The sequence below is a fragment of the Streptomyces sp. NPDC044719 genome (assembly GCF_056433405.1).
The window spans coordinates 556,569-578,580 of the sequence record NZ_JBWKHE010000005.1 but is presented as its reverse complement, the minus strand read 5'-3'; the positions used below and the strand labels follow the sequence as shown (position 1 = coordinate 578,580).

Here is a 22,012-nt window from a genome sequence, read left to right as displayed (position 1 = left end):
CCCATCCGACCCCGCTGTGCCACGGCCGCCCCAACAACCCCGCCCACGCCTTCCATGACCGACATCCTGTTACGCATCAAGGACGACATGAGCCAGCAGCACTCCGCCGCCCCTGCCATGACCCCCACCGTCGTCAAGCGCCGCGACTGGTGGCGGGACGCGGTGATCTACCAGGTGTACCCGCGCAGCTTCGCCGACAGCAACGGCGACGGCATGGGTGACCTGGAAGGTGTCCGCACCCGTCTGCCGTATCTGCGCGACCTCGGCGTGGACGCCGTGTGGCTCAGCCCCTTCTACGCCTCGCCGCAGGCCGACGCCGGCTACGACGTCGCCGACTACCGGGCCGTCGACCCCATGTTCGGCAACCTCCTGGACGCCGACGCGCTGATCCGCGACGCCCACGAGCTGAGCCTCAGGATCATCGTCGACCTGGTCCCGAACCACTCCTCCGACCAGCACGAGTGGTTCAAGCGGGCCGTCGCCGAGGGCCCGGGCTCCCCGCTGCGGGAGCGCTACTACTTCCGCCCTGGCAAGGGGGAGAACGGCGAGCTGCCGCCCAACGACTGGGAGTCGATCTTCGGCGGCCCGGCGTGGACCCGGGTCACCGAACCCGACGGCTCGCCCGGTGAGTGGTACCTGCACCTCTTCGCCCCCGAGCAGCCCGACTTCAACTGGGAGCACCCGGCGGTCGGCGACGAGTTCCGCTCCATCCTGCGCTTCTGGCTGGACATGGGTGTCGACGGCTTCCGGATCGATGTCGCCCACGGTCTGGTGAAGGCGGAAGGGCTGCCCGACCTTGGATCCCACGACCAGGTGAAGCTGCTGGGCAACGATGTCATGCCGTTCTTCGACCAGGAGGGCGTGCACGAGATCTACCGGCAGTGGCGGCTGATCCTCGACGAGTACGCGGGGGAGAGGATCTTCGTCGCCGAGGCCTGGACTCCGACCATCGAGCGCACCGCCCACTACGTCCGCCCGGACGAGCTGCACCAGGCGTTCAACTTCCAGTACCTCAGCACCCACTGGGACGCCGCGGAGATGCGCGAGGTCATCGACCGCACCCTGGACGCCATGCGCCCGGTCGGCGCCCCCGCCACCTGGGTGCTGTCCAACCACGACGTGACCCGGCACGCCACCCGCTTCGCCAACCCGGCAGGCCTCGGCACTCAGATCCGGCTGGCCGGCGACCGGGAACTGGGGCTGCGCAGGGCCCGGGCCGCGAGCCTGCTCATGCTGGCGCTGCCCGGCTCGGCCTACGTCTACCAGGGCGAGGAGCTCGGCCTGCCCGACGTCGTCGACCTGCCGGACGAGGTGCGTCAGGACCCGGCCTACTTCCGGGGCGCCGGCCAGGACGGCTTCCGCGACGGGTGCCGGGTGCCGATCCCGTGGACCCGGACCGGATCGTCGTACGGCTTCGGCGACGGCGGCAGCTGGCTGCCGCAGCCGGACGGGTGGGGCGAGCTGAGCGTCGAGGCGCAGACCGGGGAGCCGGGCTCGACCCTGGAGCTGTACCGGGCCGCGCTCGCCGTGCGCCGCGAGCAGCCCGACCTCGGCGCCGGCACGTCCGTGGAGTGGCTGCGGGCGCCCGAGGGCGTGCTCGCCTTCCGGCGCGGGGAGTTCGTCTGCGTCGCGAACACCACCGGGGAGTCGGTGGCGATGCCGGCCTACGGCCGGGTGCTGGTCGCGAGCGGGGAGATCCTCGAGGTGGACGACGAGGCGAAGGTGCCCGCCGACACCACGGTGTGGTGGACCACCGCGGTCACCGCCTGATTTTCCTTTGAATTTCGTACGGCCCGCTGCCCTTTCGGGTGGCGGGCCTTTAACATCTGCGTCACCGTAAGGTTTCTGAACCTTGCAGCAAGAACCTTCAACGACGAAGGAAACCCCACATGGCACGCAGATACCTCGCCTCCGCCGCCGCGCTCGCCGCGGCTGCGGTTGTCATGAACCCGACCAGTGCGCAGGCCTCCCCACCTGGCACCAAGGACGTCACCGCCGTCCTCTTCGAGTGGAACTTCGCCTCCGTCGCCCGCGAGTGCACCAACACCCTCGGGCCCGCCGGCTACGGCTACGTCCAGGTCTCGCCGCCCGCCGAGCACATACAGGGCTCGCAGTGGTGGACGTCGTACCAGCCGGTCAGCTACAAGATCGCCGGCCGGCTCGGCGACCGCACGGCCTTCCGGAACATGGTGAACACCTGCCACGCGGCCGGTGTGAAGGTCGTCGCCGACACGGTCATCAACCACATGGCGGCGGGCAACGGCACCGGCACCGGCGGCTCGTCGTACACGAAGTACAACTACCCGGGCCTGTACTCCGCGCCCGACTTCGACGACTGCACGGGCCAGATCAGCAACTACCAGGACCGCTGGAACGTCCAGCACTGCGAACTGGTCGGCCTCTCCGACCTCGACACCGGCGAGAACCACGTCCGCGGGGCGATCGCCGGGTACATGAACGACCTGCTCTCCCTCGGCGTCGACGGCTTCCGTATCGACGCGGCCAAGCACATGGACACGGCCGATCTGGCGAACATCAAGTCCCGGCTGAGCAACCCGTCGGTGTACTGGAAGCAGGAGGTCATCCACGGCTCCGGCGAGGCCGTCCAGCCCACCGAGTACACGAGTAACGGTGACGTCCAGGAGTTCCGCTACGCCTACGACCTCAAGCGGGTCTTCAACAACGAGAACCTCGCCTATCTGAAGAACTACGGCGAGGGCTGGGGCTACATGAACAGCGGCGTCTCCGGCGTCTTCGTCGACAACCACGACACCGAGCGCAACGGCTCGACCCTCAGCTACAAGGACAACGCCAACTACACCCTGGCCAACGTCTTCATGCTCGCCTGGCCCTACGGCGCCCCGGACATCAACTCCGGCTACGAGTTCTCCGACCACGACGCCGGCCCGCCCGGCGGCGGCCAGGTGAACGCCTGCTGGCAGGACGGCTGGAAGTGCCAGCACAACTGGCCGGAGATCAAGTCGATGGTCGCCTTCCGCAACGCCACGCGGGGCGAGGCCGTCACGAACTGGTGGGACAACGGGGGCGACGCCATCGCGTTCGGGCGGGGCAGCAAGGGCTTCGTGGCCATCAACCACGAGTCGGGCTCGCTGAGCCGGACCTACCAGACCTCGCTGCCTGCGGGGACGTACTGCAACGTGCAGAACAGCACCACGGTGACCGTGAACTCCAGTGGGCAGTTCACCGCCACCCTTGGCGCGAACACCGCTCTCGCCCTCCACTCGGGCCGGTCGAACTGCTGAGCGCGAGCGCCTCGGTGCGGTGCGTGAGGGATTGACGCTTCCGGAACGCTGTCCTACGTTCCCTCCACACTGGCAACTCCCTGAACACTGTTCAGCATCTCGAACAATCGCCCCTCGGAAACCCCGGGGGGCGACCTCATACCACTGGGAGCGCTCCCATGACGGGACGGATCACGCTGCGCAGGCTCAGAACGTGGACGGTCACCTCCCTAGCGGTGCTGCTCGCGACCGCCGGAGTCACCGCCGAGGCGGCACCCACCAGGACGGACGCCACCGCCACCATCGACGGGTCCACCCGGCACCAGCCCATCGACGGCTTCGGCATCTCCGAGCACTTCGGCCGGGCCGAGATCATGCGCGGCTCGCAGGGTCTGCCCGCCCAGCGCCAACGCGAGATCCTCGACCTGCTGTTCAGCCGCAGCACCGGCGTCGGGCTGAGCATCCTGCGGCTCGGCATCGACTCGGGTATCCAGCCGACCGACCCCGGCGGGCCGAACGCGACCCCCAAGTACGTGTGGGACCGCAACGACAAGGGCCAGGTCTGGCTCGCCCAGCAGGCCAAGGCGTACGGCGTGAACCGCTTCTACGCCGACGCCTGGACAGCCCCCGGATACATGAAGACCAACGGCACCGACGCGAACGGCGGCACCCTGTGCGGCCTCGCGGGCGCGAGCTGCGCGAGTGGCGACTGGCGCAAGGCGTACGCGAACTTCCTGGTCCAGTACGCCAAGTTCTACGCACGGGAGGGCATCAGGATCAACGACCTCGGGTTCACCAACGAGCCCGACTGGACGGCCACCTACGACTCCATGCGGCTCACGCCCGCCCAGGCGGTCGAGTTCACCAAGGTCTTCGGACCGGTGGCGAGGGCGGGCGGCTACCAGGTCGTCTGCTGCGACTCCTTCGGCTGGAACCAGCAGAAGAACTACACCAGCGCCATCGAGGCCGACGCTACGGCCCGCGGCTTCGTCGACACCCACGCCGGCCACACGTACGCCAGCAAGATCGACGGGCCGCTGCCGACCGGCAAGCGGACCTGGATGTCGGAGTGGTCGCCCGACGGCACCACCTGGAACGAGGCCTGGGACGACGGCAGCGGCTATGACGGTTTCACCGTCGCCTCCGCCGTGCACGACGCCCTGACCAAGGGCAACACCAGCGGCTACGTGTACTGGTACGGCGCCTCGACCGGCGCCACCCGTGGGCTGATCCAGATGGACGGCGCGAACTACCACGTCTCCAAGCGCCTGTGGGCCCTCGCGAACTACAGCCGCTTCATCCGGCCCGGGGCCACCCGCATCGGCGCCGCCACCTCCGACGGCAACCTCAGACTGTCGGCGTTCCGCAACACCGACGGCACGGTCACGGTCGTGGCGCTCAACGCGGCGTCCAGTGCCACCCCGGTGTCCTTCGGCCTCCAGAACATCGGGTTCACCACCGGAACGGCGACCCCGTACCTGACCAACGGCTCCCAGAGCACAGCCCGGCAGCCGGCCGTGCCGGTCACCGGCGGCTCGCTGAAGGCCACCGTTCCGGCTCGCTCGCTCGTCACCTACACCATCAAGTGATAGGAGACGCGATGCGCCTGACGCGGGCCAACTCGACCTGCTGACGGCCCTGCTGAAATTTCTTTCCAACAGTTTCAGGACTCTTGCTGTAAGTGTTTCGGCGGCGATACGGTCACGCCGGGGTCGGACCCGTGAGAGCCGCAATCGCAAGGAGTCCACGTCAGTGATACCGAGATGGCGTGCGCCCTCAAGGCGCCGAACCTCCCGTGCCGGACGGGTCGCTGCGGTCACCGCCACCGCGCTGGCCGCAGCACTCGTCCAGCCTCTCGCCGCCGGAGCGGCCACCCCGCCGGCGCCCCCGTCCGACGCGAAGCTCGCCGCCGAGCCCGCCCGGCACGACGCGACCCGTGAGCAGTTCTACTTCGTCCTGCCGGACCGCTTCGCCAACGGCGACCCGCGCAACGACAAGGGCGGCCTGACCGGCTCCCGCCTGTCCACCGGCTACGACCCCACCGACAAGGGCTTCTACCAGGGCGGCGACCTCAAGGGCCTGACCAAGCGGCTCGACTACATCAAGGGCCTGGGCACCACCGCCCTGTGGATGGCCCCGATCTTCAAGAACCAGCCCGTACAGGGGACGGGAGCGAACGCCTCCGCCGGCTACCACGGTTACTGGATCACTGACTTCACCCAGGTCGACCCGCACTTCGGCACCAACAAGGACCTCGAGACCCTCATCGACAAGGCCCACGCCAAGGGCATGAAGGTCTTCTTCGACGTCATCACCAACCACACGGCCGATGTCGTCGACTACGAGGAGAAGTCGTACGACTACCTCTCCAAGGGCGCCTTCCCGTACCTGACGAAGGACGGCGAGCCCTTCGACGACGCGGACTACGCGGACGGGCGGCGGGATTTCCCCGAGGTCGACCGCGACTCCTTCCCACGCACACCCAAGGTCGTCAAGAACAACAAGGTCCCGTCGTGGCTCAACGACCCGACGATGTACCACAACCGGGGCGACTCCACCTTCGCCGGTGAGAGTTCCACCCACGGCGACTTCTCCGGGCTAGACGACCTGTGGACAGAGCGGCCCGAGGTCGTCGAGGGCATGGAGCGGATCTACCAGCGCTGGGTGCGGGACTTCGACATCGACGGCTTCCGGATCGACACCGTGAAGCACGTCAACATGGAGTTCTGGACCCAGTGGGCCACCGCCCTGGACGCGTACGCCGCCAAGCAGGGCCGCGACGACTTCTTCATGTTCGGCGAGGTGTACTCGGCCGACACCGCCGTCACCTCCCCGTACGTCACCCAGGGCCGCCTCGACGCCACGCTGGACTTCCCCTTCCAGGAGGCGGCCCGCCAGTACGCCTCGCAGGGCGGCAGCGCGCGGAAGCTCGCGGGCGTCTTCGGCGACGACTACAAGTACACGACCGGCAAAGCGAACGCGTACGAGCAGGTCACCTTCCTCGGCAACCACGACATGGGCCGGATCGGGACCTTCCTCAAGCAGGACAACCCCAAGGCCACCGACGACCAAATCCTCGCCAAGGACCGGCTCGCCAACGAGCTGATGTTCCTCAGCCGCGGCAACCCCGTCGTGTACTACGGCGACGAGCAGGGCTTCACGGGCGCGGGAGGCGACAAGGACGCCCGGCAGAGCATGTTCGCCTCGCGCACCGCCGACTACCTCGACGACGAGCAGATCGGCACCGACCGCACCCACGCCGAGGACGCCTACGACACGAGAGCACCGCTCTACCGCCAGATCAGTGCTCTCGCGAAGCTCCGCAAGGCCAACCCGGCCCTCACCGACGGCGTCCAGCAGGAGCGCTACGCGGCCGACGGCCCGGGGGTGTACGCCTTCTCCCGTACGGACGCGCGCACCGGCACCGAGTACGTCGTCGCCTTCAACAACGCCGCCGGCAAGCAGACCGCGACCTTCGCCACCGGCTCGGCCGACATGGCCTTCAAGGGCGTCTACGGCACCGACGCCTCCCTGAGGAGCGACGGCGACAAGAAGCTCACCGTCACCGTCCCGGCCGGCTCGGCGATCGTCCTCAAGGCGGCCGGCAAGCTCGCCCCGCCCGCCACCGAGCCGACGATCACCCTGAAGGCCCCGGCGGCCGGCGCCACCGGCACCGTGGAACTCTCCGCTGGCGTCGACGGGGGCCGGCTCAACCGGGTCGTCTTCGCTGCCCAGACCGGCAACGGCAAGTGGGAGACCCTCGGCTCCGCCGACCACGCCCCGTACAAGGTCACACACACCGTCGCCAAGGACGTACCGCCCGGCACCGCCCTGCGCTACAAGGCGGTCGTGGTCGACTCGGCCGGCCGCACCGCGAGCGCCCTGGCCGCCTCCACCACCGGCACCCCGCCCGTCGAGGAACCGCCCAGCGCCTCCTCCCGTGACCACGCGATCGTCCACTACAAGCGCGCCGACGGGAACTACGCCGACTGGGGCCTGTACGCCTGGGGCGACCTCGCCGACGGCGAGGCCACTCAATGGCCCGCCAGCCACCCCTTCACCGGCCGTGACGCCTACGGCGCCTTCGCCTACGTCAAGCTCAAGCCCGGCGCCTCGACCGTCAACTTCCTCGTCATCGACAAGGACGGCGACAAGGACGTCTCAGCCGACCGCACGATCGACGTCACGAAGACCGGCGAGGTCTGGATCGAGCAGGGCGAGGAGACCGTCCGCACGGAGAAGCCGGCCGCCGACTACCCGGCCCCGGACAGGACCAAGGCCGTCCTGCACTACCATCGCGCCGACGGGAACTACGACGGCTGGGGCCTGCACGTCTGGACCGGCGCCGCGAACCCCACCGACTGGTCGAACCCCCTCGAGCCGGTCAAGACTGATACCTATGGTGCGGTCTTCGAGGTACCGCTCACCGACGGTGCCACCAGCCTCAGCTACATCCTCCACAAGGGCGACGAGAAGGACCTGCCCTCCGACCAGTCACTGGACCTCAAGGCGAGCGGCCACGAGGTGTGGCTGTTGAGCGGCCAGGAGAAGTACCTGCTCCCGCAGCCGGCCGGTGCGGCGGCCGCGCTCGACCTGACCACGTCCAAGGCGGTCTGGATCGACCGGAACACCCTCGCCTGGAACGGCTCCGACGCGGCCGCCTCCACCCAGCTGCTCTACGCCCGCGACGGCTCGATCGTCGTCAAGGACGGCGCCCTGACCGGTGACGCCAAGTGGCTGCGCCTGTCGAAGACCGAACTCACCGACGCCCAGAAGGCCAGGTTCCCGCACCTGAAGGCGTACGACGCCTGGACCGTCGACCCGCGCGACCGCGACCGGGTCCGCGAGGCCCTGCGCGGCCAGGTCGTCGCCACGCGGCACGCCGCGAACGGTGCCGTGCTCGCGGCGACCGGCGTCCAGATCGCCGGTGTCCTCGACGACCTGTACGACGCCACGAAGGCCGACCTGGGGCCGACGTTCTCCCGGGGCCGCCCCACGCTCTCCGTCTGGGCACCGACCGCGCAACAGGTGTCACTGGAGATCGGCGACGCCACCGTGCCGATGAAACGCGACGCCACCACCGGCGTCTGGTCCGTCACCGGCCCGAAGTCCTGGAAGGGCAAGCCCTACCGGTACGTCGTCGAGGTCTGGGCCCCCGGCGTCCGCAAGGTCGTCACCAACAAGGTCACCGACCCCTACTCCCTGGCCCTCACCGCCGACTCGGAGCGCAGCCTCGTCGTCGACCTGGACGACAAGGCCCTCAAGCCCTCCGGCTGGTCGGCCTACACCAAGCCCAAGGCCGTACCGCTCCGGGACGCCCAGATCCAGGAGCTGCACATCCGGGACTTCTCCGTCGAGGACCGCACGGCGAAGCACCCCGGCAGCTACCTCGCCTTCACCGACAAGGACAGCGACGGCTCCAAGCACCTGCGCGAGCTGGCGAAGGCGGGCACCTCGTACGTCCACCTGCTGCCCGCCTTCGACATCGCCACCGTCCCGGAGCGCAAGGCCGACCAGGCGAGCGTCGACTGCGACCTCGCCTCCTACCCGGCCGACTCCGACAAGCAACAGGAGTGCGTCGGGAAGATCGCCGCGAAAGACGCCTACAACTGGGGCTACGACCCGTACCACTACACGGTCCCCGAAGGCTCCTACGCCACCGATCCCGACGGCACGGCCCGCACGGTCGAGTTCCGCAAGATGGTGAAGGCCCTGAACGACGACGGACTGCGGGTCGTCATGGACGTCGTCTACAACCACACCGCCGCGAGCGGCCAGGAGCGGACGAGCGTCCTCGACCGGATCGTGCCCGGCTACTACCAGCGGCTGCTCGCCGACGGCTCGGTCGCGAACAGCACCTGTTGCGCCAACACGGCCACCGAGAACGCCATGATGGGCAAGCTCGTCGTCGACTCGATCGTCACCTGGGCCAGGCAGTACAAGGTCGACGGCTTCCGCTTCGACCTCATGGGCCACCACCCGAAGGCCAACATCCTCGCGGTCCGCGAGGCCCTCGACGCGCTCACCGTGGAGAAGGACGGCGTCGACGGCAAGAAGATCATCCTCTACGGCGAGGGCTGGAACTTCGGCGAGATCGCCGACGACGCCCGGTTCGAGCAGGCCACGCAGAAGAACATGGCCGGCACCGGCATCGCCACCTTCTCCGACCGCGCCCGCGACGCCGTGCGCGGCGGCGGCCCCTTCGACGAGGACCCCGGCGTCCAGGGCTTCGCGTCCGGCCTGTACACCGACCCCAACTCCTCGGAGAACAACGGCACTCCGGCCGAACAGAAGGCGCGCCTGCTGCACTACCAGGACCTCATCAAGGTCGGGCTCTCCGGAAACCTCGCCGGCTACCGCTTCACCGACACCGACGGCAAGGAGGTCACCGGCGCCGACGTCGACTACAACGGCGCGCCCGCCGGCTACGCGGACGCCCCAGGAGACGCCCTCGCCTACGCCGACGCGCACGACAACGAGTCCCTCTTCGACGCCCTCGCCTTCAAACTGCCCGCCACGACGAGCGCGTCCGACCGCGCCCGTATGCAGGTCCTCGCCATGGCGACGGCCACCCTCTCCCAGGGCCCGGCCCTCTCCCAGGCGGGCACCGACCTGCTGCGCTCCAAGTCCCTGGACCGCAACTCCTACGACAGCGGCGACTGGTTCAACGCCGTCCACTGGAACTGCGCCGACGGCAACGGCTTCGGCCGCGGCCTGCCCATGGCGGCCGACAACAAGGACAAGTGGCCTTACGGCAAGCCCCTGTTGAGCGCGATCGAGGTCGGCTGCGAGCAGATCGAGGGCACCTCGGCCGCGTACCAGGATCTGCTGAAGATCCGTTCGGGGGAGCGGGCGTTCTCCCTCTCCACGGCGGGCCAGGTGCAGTCGAAGCTCTCCTTCCCGCTGTCCGGCAAGGACGAGACCCCCGGCGTGATCACCATGCGGCTCGGCGATCTCGTCGTCGTCTTCAACGCCACACCCGAGCGGCAGGAACAGCGGGTCACCGCGGTCGCCGGAACCGGCTACCGACTGCACCCGGTGCAGGCGGCGGGGGCGGACCCTACCGTCAAGTCGTCCTCCTACGCGGCTGAATCGGGCACGTTCGCCGTTCCGGGGCGCACGGTCGCCGTCTTCACCCGGGCCGCCGAATAGCGCACTACGTTGGGTGAGGCGGGCCGCGACCGACGGTCCGCCCCACCCAGGTACGGCCCGAGGTGCTCCTCGAGATGGACGGCAACGGCACGCAGCACACCCCCGGCACCACCGTGCTGGTCGTGGACGACGTCGCGGCCAGCCGGTACGCCATGGGCGCGGTGCTGAGCCGGGCCGGCCACCAGGTCGTGCCCGTCGCCAGCGGCGGCGAGGCGCTCGTCGAACTCGACGTCCGGCTCCGCGACGGCACTCTGCCCGACGTGGCCCTCGTCGACGTGGGCCTGCCCGACATGAGCGGCTACGAGCTGTGCCGGCGGCTCCGGGCCCTGCCGCCCATGGCCACCCTGCCCGTCGTGCACTTCTCGGCCGCCGCCACCGCACCCGGCGACCGGTGCCGAGGGCTGGACGCGGGCGGCGACGCCTATCTGACCGTGCCCGCCGAACCGCAGGAGATCCAGGCCGTCGTCCGGGCCGCCGTACGCGGAGCGCGCCGCACCGCGGGCGCCGAGACCGTCGTCCACCGGCTGACCCTGCTGTCCGAGGCCATCATCACGGTGCAGACGGCGCGCTGCCCCCGGGAACTCGCCACTGCGGCCGCCGACGGCACCGCACGCCTCACCGGCTCGCCCGCCGTGGTGTTCGTCATCGCCCCGGACGGCGAACCCCACCTGGGCACGGCCCGAAGCCGCCCCGCCCCGGCGGACAACGGCGCGCACCAGGCGGCGGCACGCCTGGCCGGCCGGCTCGCGGAGGGCCGTACGGGAGTGCACAGCACCGTCGTCCCCGCACCGCTGTGGCCGGCCGGGATCTTCCGGCCGGGCGTCGAGGAGGACGCCCTCCTGACCGTGGCGACGGCCCAGGACGGCCGCACGGCCGTGTGCCTGGCCACGCCCGTACGGCGCGCGGCGATCACCGGCCCCGCGGACGACGGGCTGCTGGCCCGGCTCGCCCAGGCCGCCGCGCTGGCCGCCGAACCGCTGCTGCTGTACCAGGTGGAGCGGCACGTCGCCCTCACCCTCCAGCGCAGTTTCCTGCCCCGGCCGCACAAGCTGCCCCATCTGCCCGGCGTCGACATCGAGGTCCGCTATGTGCCCGCCTCCCGGCAGACCGAGATCGGCGGCGACTTCTACGCCGCCCTGCGCACCGCCGACGGGGTGCTCACCGCGGTCGGGGACGTGGTCGGGCACTCGCTGGACGCCGCCACCGTCATGGTCGAGATACGGCACGCGCTGCGCGCCTACTGCGTGGACGAGAGCGACCCGGTCGTACTGGCCGCGCGGCTCGACCGGATGCTCCAGCGGTACCACCCCGATATCACGGCCACCGTGTGCCTTGCCCTGGTCGACCCCGGCAGCGGCCGGGTGCGGATCGCCAACGCCGGTCACATCCCACCGCTGATCCTGCGCGACGGGGGCGGCGCGCAGTACGCCGACGCGTGCGGTCCGCTGCTCGGCCTGGGCCTGGAACGCCCCCCGGCGACCGAGCACCGCCTGACCCCCGCCGACCGTCTGCTCATGGTCACCGACGGCCTCATCGAGACCCGCGGCATCCCCCTGGAGACCTCCATGGAACAGCTCCGCACAGCCGCCGCCGACGCCCCCACCGGCCTGGACACCCTCTGCGACGTGCTCCTCGGCTGCTTCGGCCACGACCGTGAGGACGACATCGCGATGCTGGCCCTGCGGTTAGGGTGACCCCGTTGGTCGCCCCGGCCACGCGCCCAGAAGGAGTACTGATGCCGCAGATCACCATCGACTATTCCGCCGACCTCGCGGACGGCTTCGACCGGCCCGGATTCGCCAAGGCGCTGCACGAGGCGACCGTCGACATCGCGGCCGCCAAGCCGCCGGCGTGCAAGAGCCGGTTCCGTCCCACCGAGGACATCGTGGTCGGACCCGACACCGAGGGACACGCCCATGTGCACGTCCACATCGCGCTGCTCGCCGGCCGCACCGAGGACACCAAGGCCCGGCTCACCGAAGCCGCGCTGGAGTTGCTGCGCAGGTATCTGAAGACCGCCGACGGGATCGTGCTGCACGCCTCCGCCGAGGTGCGCGACCTGGACGCCTCCTACCGGAAATTCGAAGGCTGAGCGGGCTCAGGTGGCCAGCGTCAGGAGCCGGCCTGCCAAGTCGGCGAACGGGCCGTCGGCCGGCTCCTCCTTGAAGATGCGGCCCAGCAGGGCGCCCATCTCCTCGTCGTAGGCGGCGCTCACGGAGGCCAGCGCGGCGAAGTCCTGCACGAGCTGGCTCTCCAGCTCCTCCCGGGGGATGCGCCGGCCGTCCAGCCAGATCAGCGCCGTCGACTCGGCGAGCGAGATCCAGGACCGGACGACCAGTTCCAGACGCGCGGGCGGATCGGTCACGCCCAGGTGCGAAAGAATCTGGACATACGCGGCCTGCCGCACGGAGTCGACGAGCGCGTTGGTCGTCGAGGAGCCGACCGCGGGTCCGCCGCGCATGAGGGCGGAGAAACCCGGCCCGTGCTCGTCCACGAAGTCGAAGTAGCGGCCCATCACGCGATGCAGCCGCGCCCCCAGCGGACCCTCGTGCGGCTCCACGAACCGCGCCGCGAGATCGTCCGCCGCCCGCTGCAAAGCCGCCTCGTACAGGCTGAGTTTGCCGGGAAAGTAGTGATAGACCAACGGGCGCGAAATGCCCGCGGCCGACGCTATCTCGTCGATGGAGACCTCGTCGGGCGAGCGGCGGCTGAACAGTTCGAGGGCGACGCCGATCAACTGCTGCCGCCGCTCCTCGACTCCCAATCTGCGGCGAACCCCGGTAGTCATGCCGAACACTTTACCGATCGATTCCAGCCTTGAACGGACCGGATCGATCGCGGAAGTTCACTCGAGTGCACCGGGCGGGCACGAGAACGGTCCTGTCAGCGCAGCCCGCCGAGCGAACGCCCGTCCCGCAGCGTCCCCTTCAGCTCGGCCCGCGCCCCTTGTTCGCCCGGCACGGTCAGCAGACTGCCCCGCGCCGACCCGCTGATCCCGCCCGTCGCCCGGATCGACTCGGTCCGGCGGCTGCCCGCGGCCAGCAGGTACCAGGTGCCCGCCTCCGACTTCCACAGCACCCCGGCCAGCACATGCGGGTCACGCGCCCCGCACGCCGGGACGTTCTCGGCCTTAGCCGCCACCGCCCCGTACTTCCCGCCCGGTGTGTGGAACTGCGCCAGCACCCGCGCCCCGCCGCCCCGCCAGGTCTCGGCCCGCGTGCACACCCACGCCGCCGACCCGCTCGCGTCCGGCAGCGGCTGCTCGTTGAACGCCCAGGCGTTGACGGTCCGCACGCCCGCCGAGCGCACCGAGCCCAGCGAGCAGGCGTACGGCTGCCAGGTGCGCAGCGCCGCCGCGCCGGACGCCTCTCCCGGTGAGCCGGGCGGGCCGCTGGTGAGCCGGGCCGGGACCAGTTCGCCGAGGTCGCTCAGCAGCCGGGTCCGCTTGCCGTCGGCCAGTTGCAGCACGTTCCACGACGTGCACGGACCGGACCTGAGGGCCGGGCTGGCCAGCGGCGCGGTCACCCCGTCGGTGAGGGCGAGGTCCATCGCCCCGGAGCCCGGCTTCACCAGATCCCGCTCGCCCGCCTTCGACACCCAAGGGGCCGTCAGATAGCGGACGTTGCCGTCGGCCCGGCCCAGGACCACCGCGCTCGCCTCGGCCCGGCCGGCGCCGTCGACCCGGGCGAAGTCGAGGGCGGCGCCCTGTGTGCCGTCCTCGGGCTCGGCGTAGCGGGCGATGCGCAGACCGTCGTAGAGGATCACCACGCGCGCGGCGTCGACCTTCCCCGCGTACAGCAGCTGGGGCGGTCCGGCCGGGCCGCCGGAGGGGGTGCCGGGCGTCGCCGACACCTGGACGCTCTCACCGGGGCGGGCCCAGACGGCCAGGGCGCGGCGCAGCAGCGCCGAGTCGCCGGTGAGGCCGCCGCGGGCCGGCCACACGGAGAAGTCGGTGCGCGCCGAGCTCTGCCACGCGGCGGGATCGACCCGGGTCAGCTTCGCCGGGTCGAGGGCGGCCTGGGCGGCCGGATTGCGCGCGTACGGAGGTGCGGCGGCGCCGTCGGGGCCCCAGCCCTCGCCGGGCAGACCGAGCAGCGCCCCGCACACCAGCAGCGCCGCCCCCGCGGCCAGCGCGGCCTTCAGGTGCTGGCGGCGCCGCATCAGGTCGGTCGGGCGTGCCTGGAGCGAGCAGGGGTCGAACTCGGGGGAGTCGAGCAGTCCGTACTGCGCGGGAACCCCGCCGGCCTCCAGCAGCGCGCCGTCCGCGTCGGCGACACCCGCCGCCGTGAGCACCTCGCGCGTCTCGTCGTCCGTGAGCCGCTCCAGGCCGCGCAGCGCGTAGGCGGCCCGGGCCGGCCCGGACAGGGTGGACAGCCGCTGGTCCAGAGCGAGTTCGTCGGCGCCGCCGGACCGCGGGAACAGCTTCAGGCCCCACACCTGCGGCAGCAGCGGCGGCAGCTGGGACCGCTTGGGCCATGCCTTGCGCCGCAGCGGCAGCCCCGCCTCCAGCGCCGTACGCAGCACCTGGAGGCGGACCAGCGCGTAGCCCGGGTCGCCGTCACGGCCGGTCGACTGGGCCGGGATGACCGGTGCCGGTGTGCGGTTGCGGGGGAGTGCGCGCTGGGTGAGGGCGTGTGCGGTCACGACCCGCCTGCTGCGGCCCAGGCCCGGTGGCAGCACCAGATAGGCGAGCCGCACGAGCCGTGGGTAGTGCTCGACGAGCGCGGCCTCCGCCTGCTCGACGTCGACGACCGGGCCGGCGGGGGAGGAGGCTGCGGGGCGCTGGGCGACATCCTGTGACTGCACGTTCAGCAGAACGAGCGAATGGTCGGATGGTCACCTGACCGCGGAGCGTCACGCCCGCGGCTGCTCCTCCGGCTCCACGAGCAGCCGGGCGTAGTTCGCCATCGACCGCTGGTAGCGGGGCAGGTGCGGGGCCAGGGCGCCGAGGGCCAACGACAACGCCTCGCGGTCCCGGCCCAGGCTGGACAGGCACAGAGCGAGACAGGCACGCACCGGGTCGTCCAGCTCGTCGGACGGGGCGAGCAGCTCGGGCGTCAGCAGCGCGACGCCCTCCTCGGCTCGGCCGATGTTCCGCAGCGAACTGGCCAGCTGGATCTTGGTCCGGCGGGCCTTGTAGGGGCTGACCTCGGCGAGACCGCGCCGCAGCGCCTCCTGGTACAGCGGGACCGCCCGGTCCGAGCGGCCCGTGGAGTCCCAGGCGCAGGCCTGCTCGAACGGCCCGAGCGGGCTGCCGTCCGGCAACTCGGCGACGAGGGCGTCGACCTCGGCGCGGAAGCGCGCCTCGTCAGCCTCCTCTTCGGCGTAGTCGTCGAAACGGGCCCACAGAGCGGCTACGCGATCTTCCCAGTCCTGGTTCACCGGGTCACCCTCGCACAGGGGCGCCTGCGGAGGCAGCGGAATTTGAGTGCTACGGGCTCCGCAGCCGTATCGAAGGCGAGAGCCCTTGCCGGGGCTCCGTGCGGCATGCGTCCGGACCGTGCCGTGACAAGGACCGGAGGAACAGATGAGGGTGACCCGACCGATGCTCGCGCTGAGCGGCGCGGTGGCGATACTGGCGCTGGCCGGCTGCGGATCCGGCGGCAAGGACGAGGCGGCCGTGCCGAAAGAGGTGACCGGCAGCCTGGAGCACATCGCGGCCGAGGCCAAGTGCAAGCCGAACATGCAGACCGACGCCGACACCATCCGCCAGGCCCTCTGCAAGAAGGGCAAGGAGAAGTACGTCCTCGCGACCTTCTCCACCGACCGCGGCCAGCGCGAGTGGCTGAACGGCGCGAAGGACTACGGCGGCTACTACCTGGTCGGCCGCAAATGGGTCGCCGTGGGCCAGCAGAAGACGGTCACGGCGCTGCAGAGCACCCTCGGCGGGACCATGGAGGAGGGGTCCGAGCACATGAACCCCGGCGGCAGCCACAACAAGGGCGGTCACGACGGTGGCAGCAGCCACCACGGCTGAGCCTCGCGGGCCCGGACGGACGAGAAAAGACAGACAGAACAGACGAGAAAGCCGGCGGTGGGAATTCCCACCGCCGGCTTTCTGCTGGCTGAGTACTACTGCCCGAGCACTACTGGCAGTTCTCGCCGTTGTTGATGCACTGGACCATCTCGTTCATCACGTTCTCGTCGAAGAAGTTGATGAAGTCGTTGTGGTCGGTGATCGGCTTGTGCAGCTGCTCCGGGAAGGAGTCGACCGCGAACGCGTTCTGCACCTGCCCGTCCTGGATCTGCGGCGCCTGCACGTCGTAGACCAGGCGGACCTGGAGCTGCGGAATGGCCTGGAAGCCGTTCGAGCAGCTGCCGTCCGCCTCCACGAAGTCCACGTGGGTGCGGTGGTTGGCACTGTCGATGTTCTGGCCGTCCCAGCAGCTCTGGAAGTTGGACAGCCGGACCATGCTGCTGCCGTCGGGGCAGATCGGGTACTTGTCCGTCACCTGACGGTCCTCGAAGCCCGTGCAGGTCCAGGACGTGTTGGCGTTGTTCAGGCCGTTGGTGAAGGACTTCGCGTCACCGGTGATGATCCGCAGGGCCTTCGGCATGGCGACGACGTCGCTCGTGCGGTTGCCCACGAACTTCAGCTCCGCCTGCGAGGGCTCGACGATCTTGCCGACGTTGCCGTCCTGGCCGCCGCCGGGCTGACCCGCGTCGATGTCGTCCGAACCGTCCTGGATCCGGATGACCGGCCAGAAGTACGTGGACTTGTCGCCCTGGTTCTGGCAGCTCGTCTCGCCGTTCTCCAGGTCCTCGTCGCTCGCGAAGGCGTTGTTGGCCTGGTTGCCGACGTAGTCGTGCTGGTGCTGGGCACCGTTGGACACGCCGGGCGCCACGATCACGTTGTCCGAGTTGCGGTTCTCGTTCTCGTTGGTGCCGCACTGCGTGGTGAAGGTGCCCGTGGAGCCGCCGTCACCGTTCGCCGCGAGACCGTTCGGCAGGTTGCGGGAGTTGGGCTGGACGTCCTCGATGTTGATGAAGTCCGCGGCTACCGGGCCGTTGCCGCCCTGGCCGCCGTTGCCGCCCTGACCCTGGTCCTGGCCGCCGTCCTGTCCCTGGTCCTGACCGTCCTGGTTCTGGTCCTGACCGTCCTGGTTCTGGTCCTGACCGTCCTGGTTCTGGCCGTCCTGGTTCTGATCGCCACCGGCCTGGCCGTCGTTGGTGTTCGCGTCGGCGGCCATGCCCTGGCACTCGGCCATCTGGGCGAGGTTGTCGGGAGCCTGGCCACCGACACGCTTGATGTTGATGCCGATCCGGTCGATGGCGGCGGTCCGCTTCGACTTCAGCGGGCCGAGGATGGCGTTGTTGACGAAGCCGGAGTCACCGGCCTGGGCCTGACGCGTGGAGGCGAGCCGGGTGTAGGCCTCGCTGATCTGCTTGTCGAGGTTCGCCAGCTCCTTGTCCACGCCCTGGCGCGCGCCGTCCGGCACGTCGGTCAGGCTCTGTCCTACGTCCGGGCACTGGATCGTGGCGACCTGCGCACCCGCGGACTTCGTCTGGTTCGCCGAGTTCTCCTCATGCGCCGAGGCATAGAAGTTTGCCCAGATCAGCCCGCCCCCACCGAGCGCTAGGGCCGCCGATGCGGCTATGGCCTTGGTGGCCATCGGCGTCCGGCGTTTTCTTGTGTTGCGTCCCATGGAACTCCTCTGACTTCCTTTTTCGGGGGCATCGAGGCGCCCGACAGGAGTGAAGCGGCTCCCTTCCATACGGAGGTGGTCCCAGGGGTGTTCAGATGTCTCTGAAATTGATGCGAGATTCGTGAGGGCTCTGTGTTCTCAACAGCCCCGCACATACCAGGAGTTGCTGATCCCCCACAGTCGGTGAACCGGCGGGTCCGCTTTCACCGGCCGTGGTCGAGATACGCCAGAACCGCCAGCACGCGGCGGTTGTCGTCGTCCGAGACCTCCAGTCCCAGTTTGGCGAAGATGTTCGCGGTGTGCTTGGCGATGGCCCGTTCCGTCACCACCAGCCGGCCGGCGATCGCCGCGTTGGTCCGGCCCTGCGCCATCAGCTCCAGCACCTCCCGCTCCCGGGGCGTCAGCCGCGCCAGCGGCCGGTCGTCGCCCGACCGGCGCGCCAGCAACTGCTGGATGACCTGCGGATCCATCGCCGTACCCCCGGCGGCGACCCGCCGTACGGCGTCCACGAACTGCTCGGCGTCGAACACCCGGTCCTTCAGCAGATAGCCGATCCCGCCGCTGCCGTCGGCCAGCAGCTCACGCGCGTACAGCTGCTCCACGTGCTGGGAGAGCACCAGCACCGGCAGGCCGGGCCGCTTGCGGCGGGCGTCGAGCGCGCACTGGAGCCCCTCGTCGGTGTGCGTGGGCGGCAGGCGTACGTCGACCACGGCGACGTCCGGTTCCAGCTCGGCCAGGGCGGCGGCCAGTTCGGGACCGGACTCGACGGCCGCCGCGATCTCGAAGTCGTGCGCCTGGAGCAGCCGGACGAGTCCGTCGCGCAGCAGGAAGAGGTCTTCGGCTAGGACAACGCGCAAGGGATCTCCATGGTGACCATGGTGGGACCGCCCGCGGGGCTGCTGACGGCCAGGACGCCGTCGAATGTACCGAGCCGCCGCTCGACTCCGGAGAGTCCGGAACCGGCGCCGATCACCGCACCTCCCTTGCCGTTGTCGGTGACGGACACCCGCAGCATCCCGTCGGCGTGGTGCAGGTCGGCCCAGATCCGGTCGGCTTCCGAGTGCTTCACCGCGTTGGTGAGCACCTCGCTGACGGCGAAGTAGGCGGCGGACTCCACGGGCGCCTCCGCCCGCCCGGGCAGGTCCACGCTCACCTCGGTGGTCACCGGCAGCCGCAGCGCCAGCGCCCGTACCGCGTCGCCGAGACCGCGCTCGGCGAGGACCGGGGGATGGATGCCGCGCACCAGCTCGCGCAGTTCGGCCAGGGCCTCGACGGACGACGTACGGGCCTGCGCGATCAGTTCCTTGGCCTTGGCCGGGTCCTTGTCGAGGAGCGCCTCGATGGTGCCGAGGTCCATGCCCACCGCGACCAGCCGGGCCTGTGCCCCGTCGTGCAGGTCCCGTTCGATGCGCCGCAGCTCGGCCGCGGAGGTGTCGAGGGCGTCGCGCCGCGTCTCGGTCAGGACCCGCACCCGCTCGGCCAGTTCGCCCTGGCCGGAGCCCAGGACGGCCTGGGTGAGCCGGAAGTGGACGTCCATCAGCCGTGTGGTGAGGAAGTGCGCCAAGAACAGGACGACCAGGCCGAGAAGGGCGGCACCGAGCGCGGACACCTGCCCGGTGACCTTGACGAACCCGTACCAGTACCCGTCGGGGAAGACCCGCCACAGCCCGGCCCCGAGCGCGAAGCCCTCCAGCGGGTACAGCCACAGCGCGGCCGGCAGCAGCGCGGTGAGGAACCCGGCCGTCATGTCGACCGGCAGCCACATCAGGTCCCGCCAGGTCGCCGGGTCGCGCAGCATCCCGAACGTGGCCGCCCACGGGTTGGCGTCCTTCGGCAGCGGCCGGTACGCCGGCGGGATCCGCACCCCGCCCCACTCCGCCGCGAGCACCCGCCGCCAGTTCGCGAACGCCCGCACGCCCTTCAGTACGTACGGCGTGGTGACGAGCCCGACGCCGATCGGGATGAGCGCCATGGACACCAGCGACAGGGTGAAGCACAACACCGCCCCCGGCAACGAGACGAGGGCCACCCCCAGCCCCCGTATCGCGGCGAGCGCGACGCCCCGCCCCTTGGCTCCCCGGTACCCGCTCTTCGTGTCGATGGTCATGGCGTCAGTCTCGCCGAGCGCGGGTACGGGGTCACTGGGCCGGAACACCCGGTCAGGGGGTGGTGCTACATACACCCCACGAGGCGCGGTGGTGCGAGGTCGTTCACACGCCTCCGTCGCCCGCGAGCACCTTCGCCTCCACCTCCGGGTCGAGCCCCGAGCGCGGCCGGTCCGGCCGCTGCGGGGCCGTGCCGCCGATGGCCTGGAGCCAGCTCCAGGTGTCGGCCACGGTCTCGGCGACGGGCCGGCAGCTCAGCCCCGCCGCCACCGCCCGGGAGACGTCAGCGCTGTGCAGGGCGTCGTGCAGGTCGCTGCCCGGTGGTACCCACACCGGCAGCTGCGTCCACGGCTCGATGCCCGCCTCCAGGATCACCTCGGGCTCGGTCCACCGCGGTTCGGCACCGCCGCCGGTGACCCGTACGCACGCCTCCAGCAGTTCGCCGATCGTGGCGTGCCCCTGCGGACTCGCCAGGTTGTACGGTCCGCTCAGCTCCCGCTCGGCCGCGTGCAGGATCCACTCGGCCAGGTCCCGGACGTCCACGTACTGCAGGGGCAGCTCGCGCGGGCCCGGGGCGAGTACCGGACCCCCGCGCGCCATGCGGCCCAGCCACCACGGCAGCCGGCCGATGTTCTCGTACGGGCCGAGGATCAGCCCGGCCCGGACGAGCACCGACCGGTCCTCGCCGAAGGCGTCCAGCACGGCCAGTTCACCGCCGCGCTTGTCCTGCGGGTACGCGGTCTGCTCCGCGTCGGCCGCGGCGCCCTCCACCAGGGGCGCGTCCTCGTCGTACCCGGCGGGCGGGGCCCAGGCGTACACCGAGCAGCTCGACACGTACACGTACCGGCGGGCGCGGCCCCGCAGCAGCCGCGCCGTGTCCCGTACCGCCCGGGGCGCCGCCGACCAGGTGTCGACGACGACGTCCCACTCGCCCGGGTCGTCGGCGAGGGCGGCGAGACCCTCGGGCGCGGTGCGGTCGCCGAGCAGCGACCGCGCGCCCGAGGGGGCCTCGTGCCGTCCCCGGTGGAAGACGGTCACCTCCCAGCCCCGGCGCAGGGCCGCCTCCACGACGGCCCGCCCCGCGAACTCCGTACCACCCAGCATCAGTAGCCTCATGCCGCTGACTCTGCCCGGTGGGGCGGCGGGACGGAAAGGGGATCTGCCGTCAGCAGACGGACCGGGGCCGGCGGCTCAGTGACTCACCGGAGGCACGTACTTGTATCCGACGCGGCGCACCGTCCGGATCGTGTCACGGTGCTCCGCGCCCAGCTTGCGGCGCAGCCGGGCGACATGGACGTCGACCGTGCGGCCGTCGCCCACGTGCCCGTAGCCCCACACCGTGCCGACCAGCTGGTCACGGGTGTGCACCCGGCCCGGGTGCGCCACCAGGTGGGCGAGCAGCTCGAACTCCAGGTAGGTGAGGTCGAGCGGCCGGCCGGCCACCTGGGCGGTGCGCTGCACGGTGTCGACGCGGATCAGCGGCTCGCCGCCCGGCTCCGGGCCGGCCTCGGGGGCGGCGGGCTCCGGACGGTCCGGCACGGCCACCGGGAACGGCGGCTGCTGGTCGGCCGGCACGAGCACCAGATAGCCGATCATCGGCGGCCGGCCCGGCAGCGTGGGCAGCGTGTGCTGCGGCGCCGGAAGCCAGGTGGCACCCGGCGGCAGCAGATCCGCGACGGTCACCACCTCGTCCCGGTCGACGGCACGCAGCCGATGCCGGGCGCTGTTCGCCGGAGCGGTGTCGAGGGTGGCGGTGGACAGAGAACGAGTGGTCGCCATGAGAGGTCAGCTCTTTCGCGCGCGAGGTCCGTCGGGAATACGTACGTCGTTTCGCGCTGGCCGAAGGCCGGAAGGTTACGGCTTTACA

15 protein-coding genes are annotated in these 22,012 nt (G+C 70.7%); 7 read left to right on the top strand and 8 right to left on the bottom strand.

Annotated features, from left to right (window positions below; all coding sequences use genetic code 11):
* Window positions 1–87: 87 nt before the first annotated feature.
* From AC07DF_RS22770 to AC07DF_RS22745, 6 genes are all read left to right on the top strand, one after another.
* Window positions 88–1,770, top strand: coding sequence for a glycoside hydrolase family 13 protein (locus AC07DF_RS22770; RefSeq protein WP_478974662.1), 1,683 nt, complete (start codon window positions 88–90; stop codon window positions 1,768–1,770).
* A 119-nt stretch (window positions 1,771–1,889) separates the two neighbouring features.
* Window positions 1,890–3,263: an alpha-amylase gene (locus tag AC07DF_RS22765; protein ID WP_478974150.1), complete on the top strand. Its 1,374-nt coding sequence runs from the start codon at window positions 1,890–1,892 to the stop codon at window positions 3,261–3,263.
* Between the two features lie 158 nt (window positions 3,264–3,421).
* Window positions 3,422–4,831, top strand: coding sequence for a glycoside hydrolase family 30 protein (locus AC07DF_RS22760; RefSeq protein WP_478974147.1), 1,410 nt, complete (start codon window positions 3,422–3,424; stop codon window positions 4,829–4,831).
* A 163-nt stretch (window positions 4,832–4,994) separates the two neighbouring features.
* Window positions 4,995–10,394 (top strand): pullulanase-type alpha-1,6-glucosidase, encoded by a 5,400-nt coding sequence (gene pulA, locus AC07DF_RS22755; protein WP_478974144.1) that lies wholly within the window; start codon window positions 4,995–4,997, stop codon window positions 10,392–10,394.
* A 74-nt stretch (window positions 10,395–10,468) separates the two neighbouring features.
* Window positions 10,469–12,088, top strand: a complete 1,620-nt coding sequence (locus tag AC07DF_RS22750; protein ID WP_478974659.1) for a SpoIIE family protein phosphatase — start codon at window positions 10,469–10,471, stop codon at window positions 12,086–12,088.
* A 41-nt stretch (window positions 12,089–12,129) separates the two neighbouring features.
* On the top strand, window positions 12,130–12,486 hold the full coding sequence (locus AC07DF_RS22745) for a 5-carboxymethyl-2-hydroxymuconate Delta-isomerase (protein ID WP_478974141.1): 357 nt from the start codon (window positions 12,130–12,132) through the stop codon (window positions 12,484–12,486).
* A gap of 6 nt (window positions 12,487–12,492) precedes the next feature.
* On the opposite strand, the gene AC07DF_RS22740 is transcribed toward AC07DF_RS22745, so the two are convergent.
* The 3 genes from AC07DF_RS22740 to AC07DF_RS22730 all read right to left on the bottom strand — a co-directional run bounded on the left by AC07DF_RS22740 (window position 12,493) and on the right by AC07DF_RS22730 (window position 15,776).
* A complete protein-coding gene (locus tag AC07DF_RS22740; RefSeq protein ID WP_478974139.1) occupies window positions 12,493–13,182 on the bottom strand; it encodes a TetR/AcrR family transcriptional regulator in 690 nt (229 codons plus the stop codon).
* A gap of 95 nt (window positions 13,183–13,277) precedes the next feature.
* Window positions 13,278–15,200, bottom strand: a complete 1,923-nt coding sequence (locus AC07DF_RS22735) for a hypothetical protein (protein ID WP_478974136.1) — start codon at window positions 15,198–15,200, stop codon at window positions 13,278–13,280.
* Between the two features lie 48 nt (window positions 15,201–15,248).
* Window positions 15,249–15,776: a tetratricopeptide repeat protein gene (locus tag AC07DF_RS22730; protein ID WP_478974133.1), complete on the bottom strand. Its 528-nt coding sequence runs from the start codon at window positions 15,774–15,776 to the stop codon at window positions 15,249–15,251.
* A 145-nt stretch (window positions 15,777–15,921) separates the two neighbouring features.
* Between AC07DF_RS22730 and AC07DF_RS22725 the strand changes: the two genes are divergently transcribed.
* Window positions 15,922–16,371: a hypothetical protein gene (locus AC07DF_RS22725; protein ID WP_399019338.1), complete on the top strand. Its 450-nt coding sequence runs from the start codon at window positions 15,922–15,924 to the stop codon at window positions 16,369–16,371.
* A gap of 109 nt (window positions 16,372–16,480) precedes the next feature.
* On the opposite strand, the gene AC07DF_RS22720 is transcribed toward AC07DF_RS22725, so the two are convergent.
* The 5 genes from AC07DF_RS22720 to AC07DF_RS22700 form a co-directional block, all read right to left on the bottom strand.
* Entirely contained in the window at window positions 16,481–18,040 is a 1,560-nt protein-coding gene (locus tag AC07DF_RS22720; protein WP_478974130.1) for a DUF1996 domain-containing protein, read from the bottom strand.
* Window positions 18,041–18,243: 203 nt separating this feature from the next.
* Window positions 18,244–18,897 carry a LuxR C-terminal-related transcriptional regulator gene (locus AC07DF_RS22715; RefSeq protein WP_478974127.1) on the bottom strand — a complete coding sequence of 218 codons (654 nt, stop codon included), beginning with the start codon at window positions 18,895–18,897 and terminating at the stop codon, window positions 18,244–18,246.
* Complete coding sequence (locus AC07DF_RS22710) at window positions 18,882–20,147, bottom strand: sensor histidine kinase (RefSeq protein WP_478974124.1); 1,266 nt, start codon at window positions 20,145–20,147, stop codon at window positions 18,882–18,884. The genes AC07DF_RS22715 and AC07DF_RS22710 overlap by 16 nt, the downstream gene beginning before the upstream one ends.
* Before the next feature lie 103 nt (window positions 20,148–20,250).
* The gene (locus AC07DF_RS22705) at window positions 20,251–21,261 is read right to left on the bottom strand and encodes an NAD-dependent epimerase/dehydratase family protein (protein WP_478974121.1); all 1,011 of its coding nucleotides are present in this window, start codon (window positions 21,259–21,261) and stop codon (window positions 20,251–20,253) included.
* A 75-nt stretch (window positions 21,262–21,336) separates the two neighbouring features.
* On the bottom strand, window positions 21,337–21,924 hold the full coding sequence (locus AC07DF_RS22700) for a winged helix-turn-helix domain-containing protein (RefSeq protein ID WP_478974118.1): 588 nt from the start codon (window positions 21,922–21,924) through the stop codon (window positions 21,337–21,339).
* Between the last annotated feature and the right edge of the window lie 88 nt (window positions 21,925–22,012).

Excerpts from the sequence above, each read along its gene's own strand:
- AC07DF_RS22750 (WP_478974659.1), top strand. The coding sequence starts at position 10,469 with ATGGACGGCAACGGCACGCAGCACACCCCCGGCACCACCGTGCTGGTC.
- AC07DF_RS22725 (WP_399019338.1), top strand. The coding sequence starts at position 15,922 with ATGAGGGTGACCCGACCGATGCTCGCGCTGAGCGGCGCGGTGGCGATA.
- AC07DF_RS22710 (WP_478974124.1), bottom strand. The coding sequence starts at position 20,147 with ATGACCATCGACACGAAGAGCGGGTACCGGGGAGCCAAGGGGCGGGGC.
- AC07DF_RS22745 (WP_478974141.1), top strand. The coding sequence starts at position 12,130 with ATGCCGCAGATCACCATCGACTATTCCGCCGACCTCGCGGACGGCTTC.
- AC07DF_RS22765 (WP_478974150.1), top strand. The coding sequence starts at position 1,890 with ATGGCACGCAGATACCTCGCCTCCGCCGCCGCGCTCGCCGCGGCTGCG.
- AC07DF_RS22760 (WP_478974147.1), top strand. The coding sequence starts at position 3,422 with ATGACGGGACGGATCACGCTGCGCAGGCTCAGAACGTGGACGGTCACC.
- AC07DF_RS22700 (WP_478974118.1), bottom strand. The coding sequence starts at position 21,924 with ATGGCGACCACTCGTTCTCTGTCCACCGCCACCCTCGACACCGCTCCG.
- AC07DF_RS22770 (WP_478974662.1), top strand. The coding sequence starts at position 88 with ATGAGCCAGCAGCACTCCGCCGCCCCTGCCATGACCCCCACCGTCGTC.
- AC07DF_RS22740 (WP_478974139.1), bottom strand. The coding sequence starts at position 13,182 with ATGACTACCGGGGTTCGCCGCAGATTGGGAGTCGAGGAGCGGCGGCAG.
- AC07DF_RS22705 (WP_478974121.1), bottom strand. The coding sequence starts at position 21,261 with ATGAGGCTACTGATGCTGGGTGGTACGGAGTTCGCGGGGCGGGCCGTC.
- AC07DF_RS22720 (WP_478974130.1), bottom strand. The coding sequence starts at position 18,040 with ATGGGACGCAACACAAGAAAACGCCGGACGCCGATGGCCACCAAGGCC.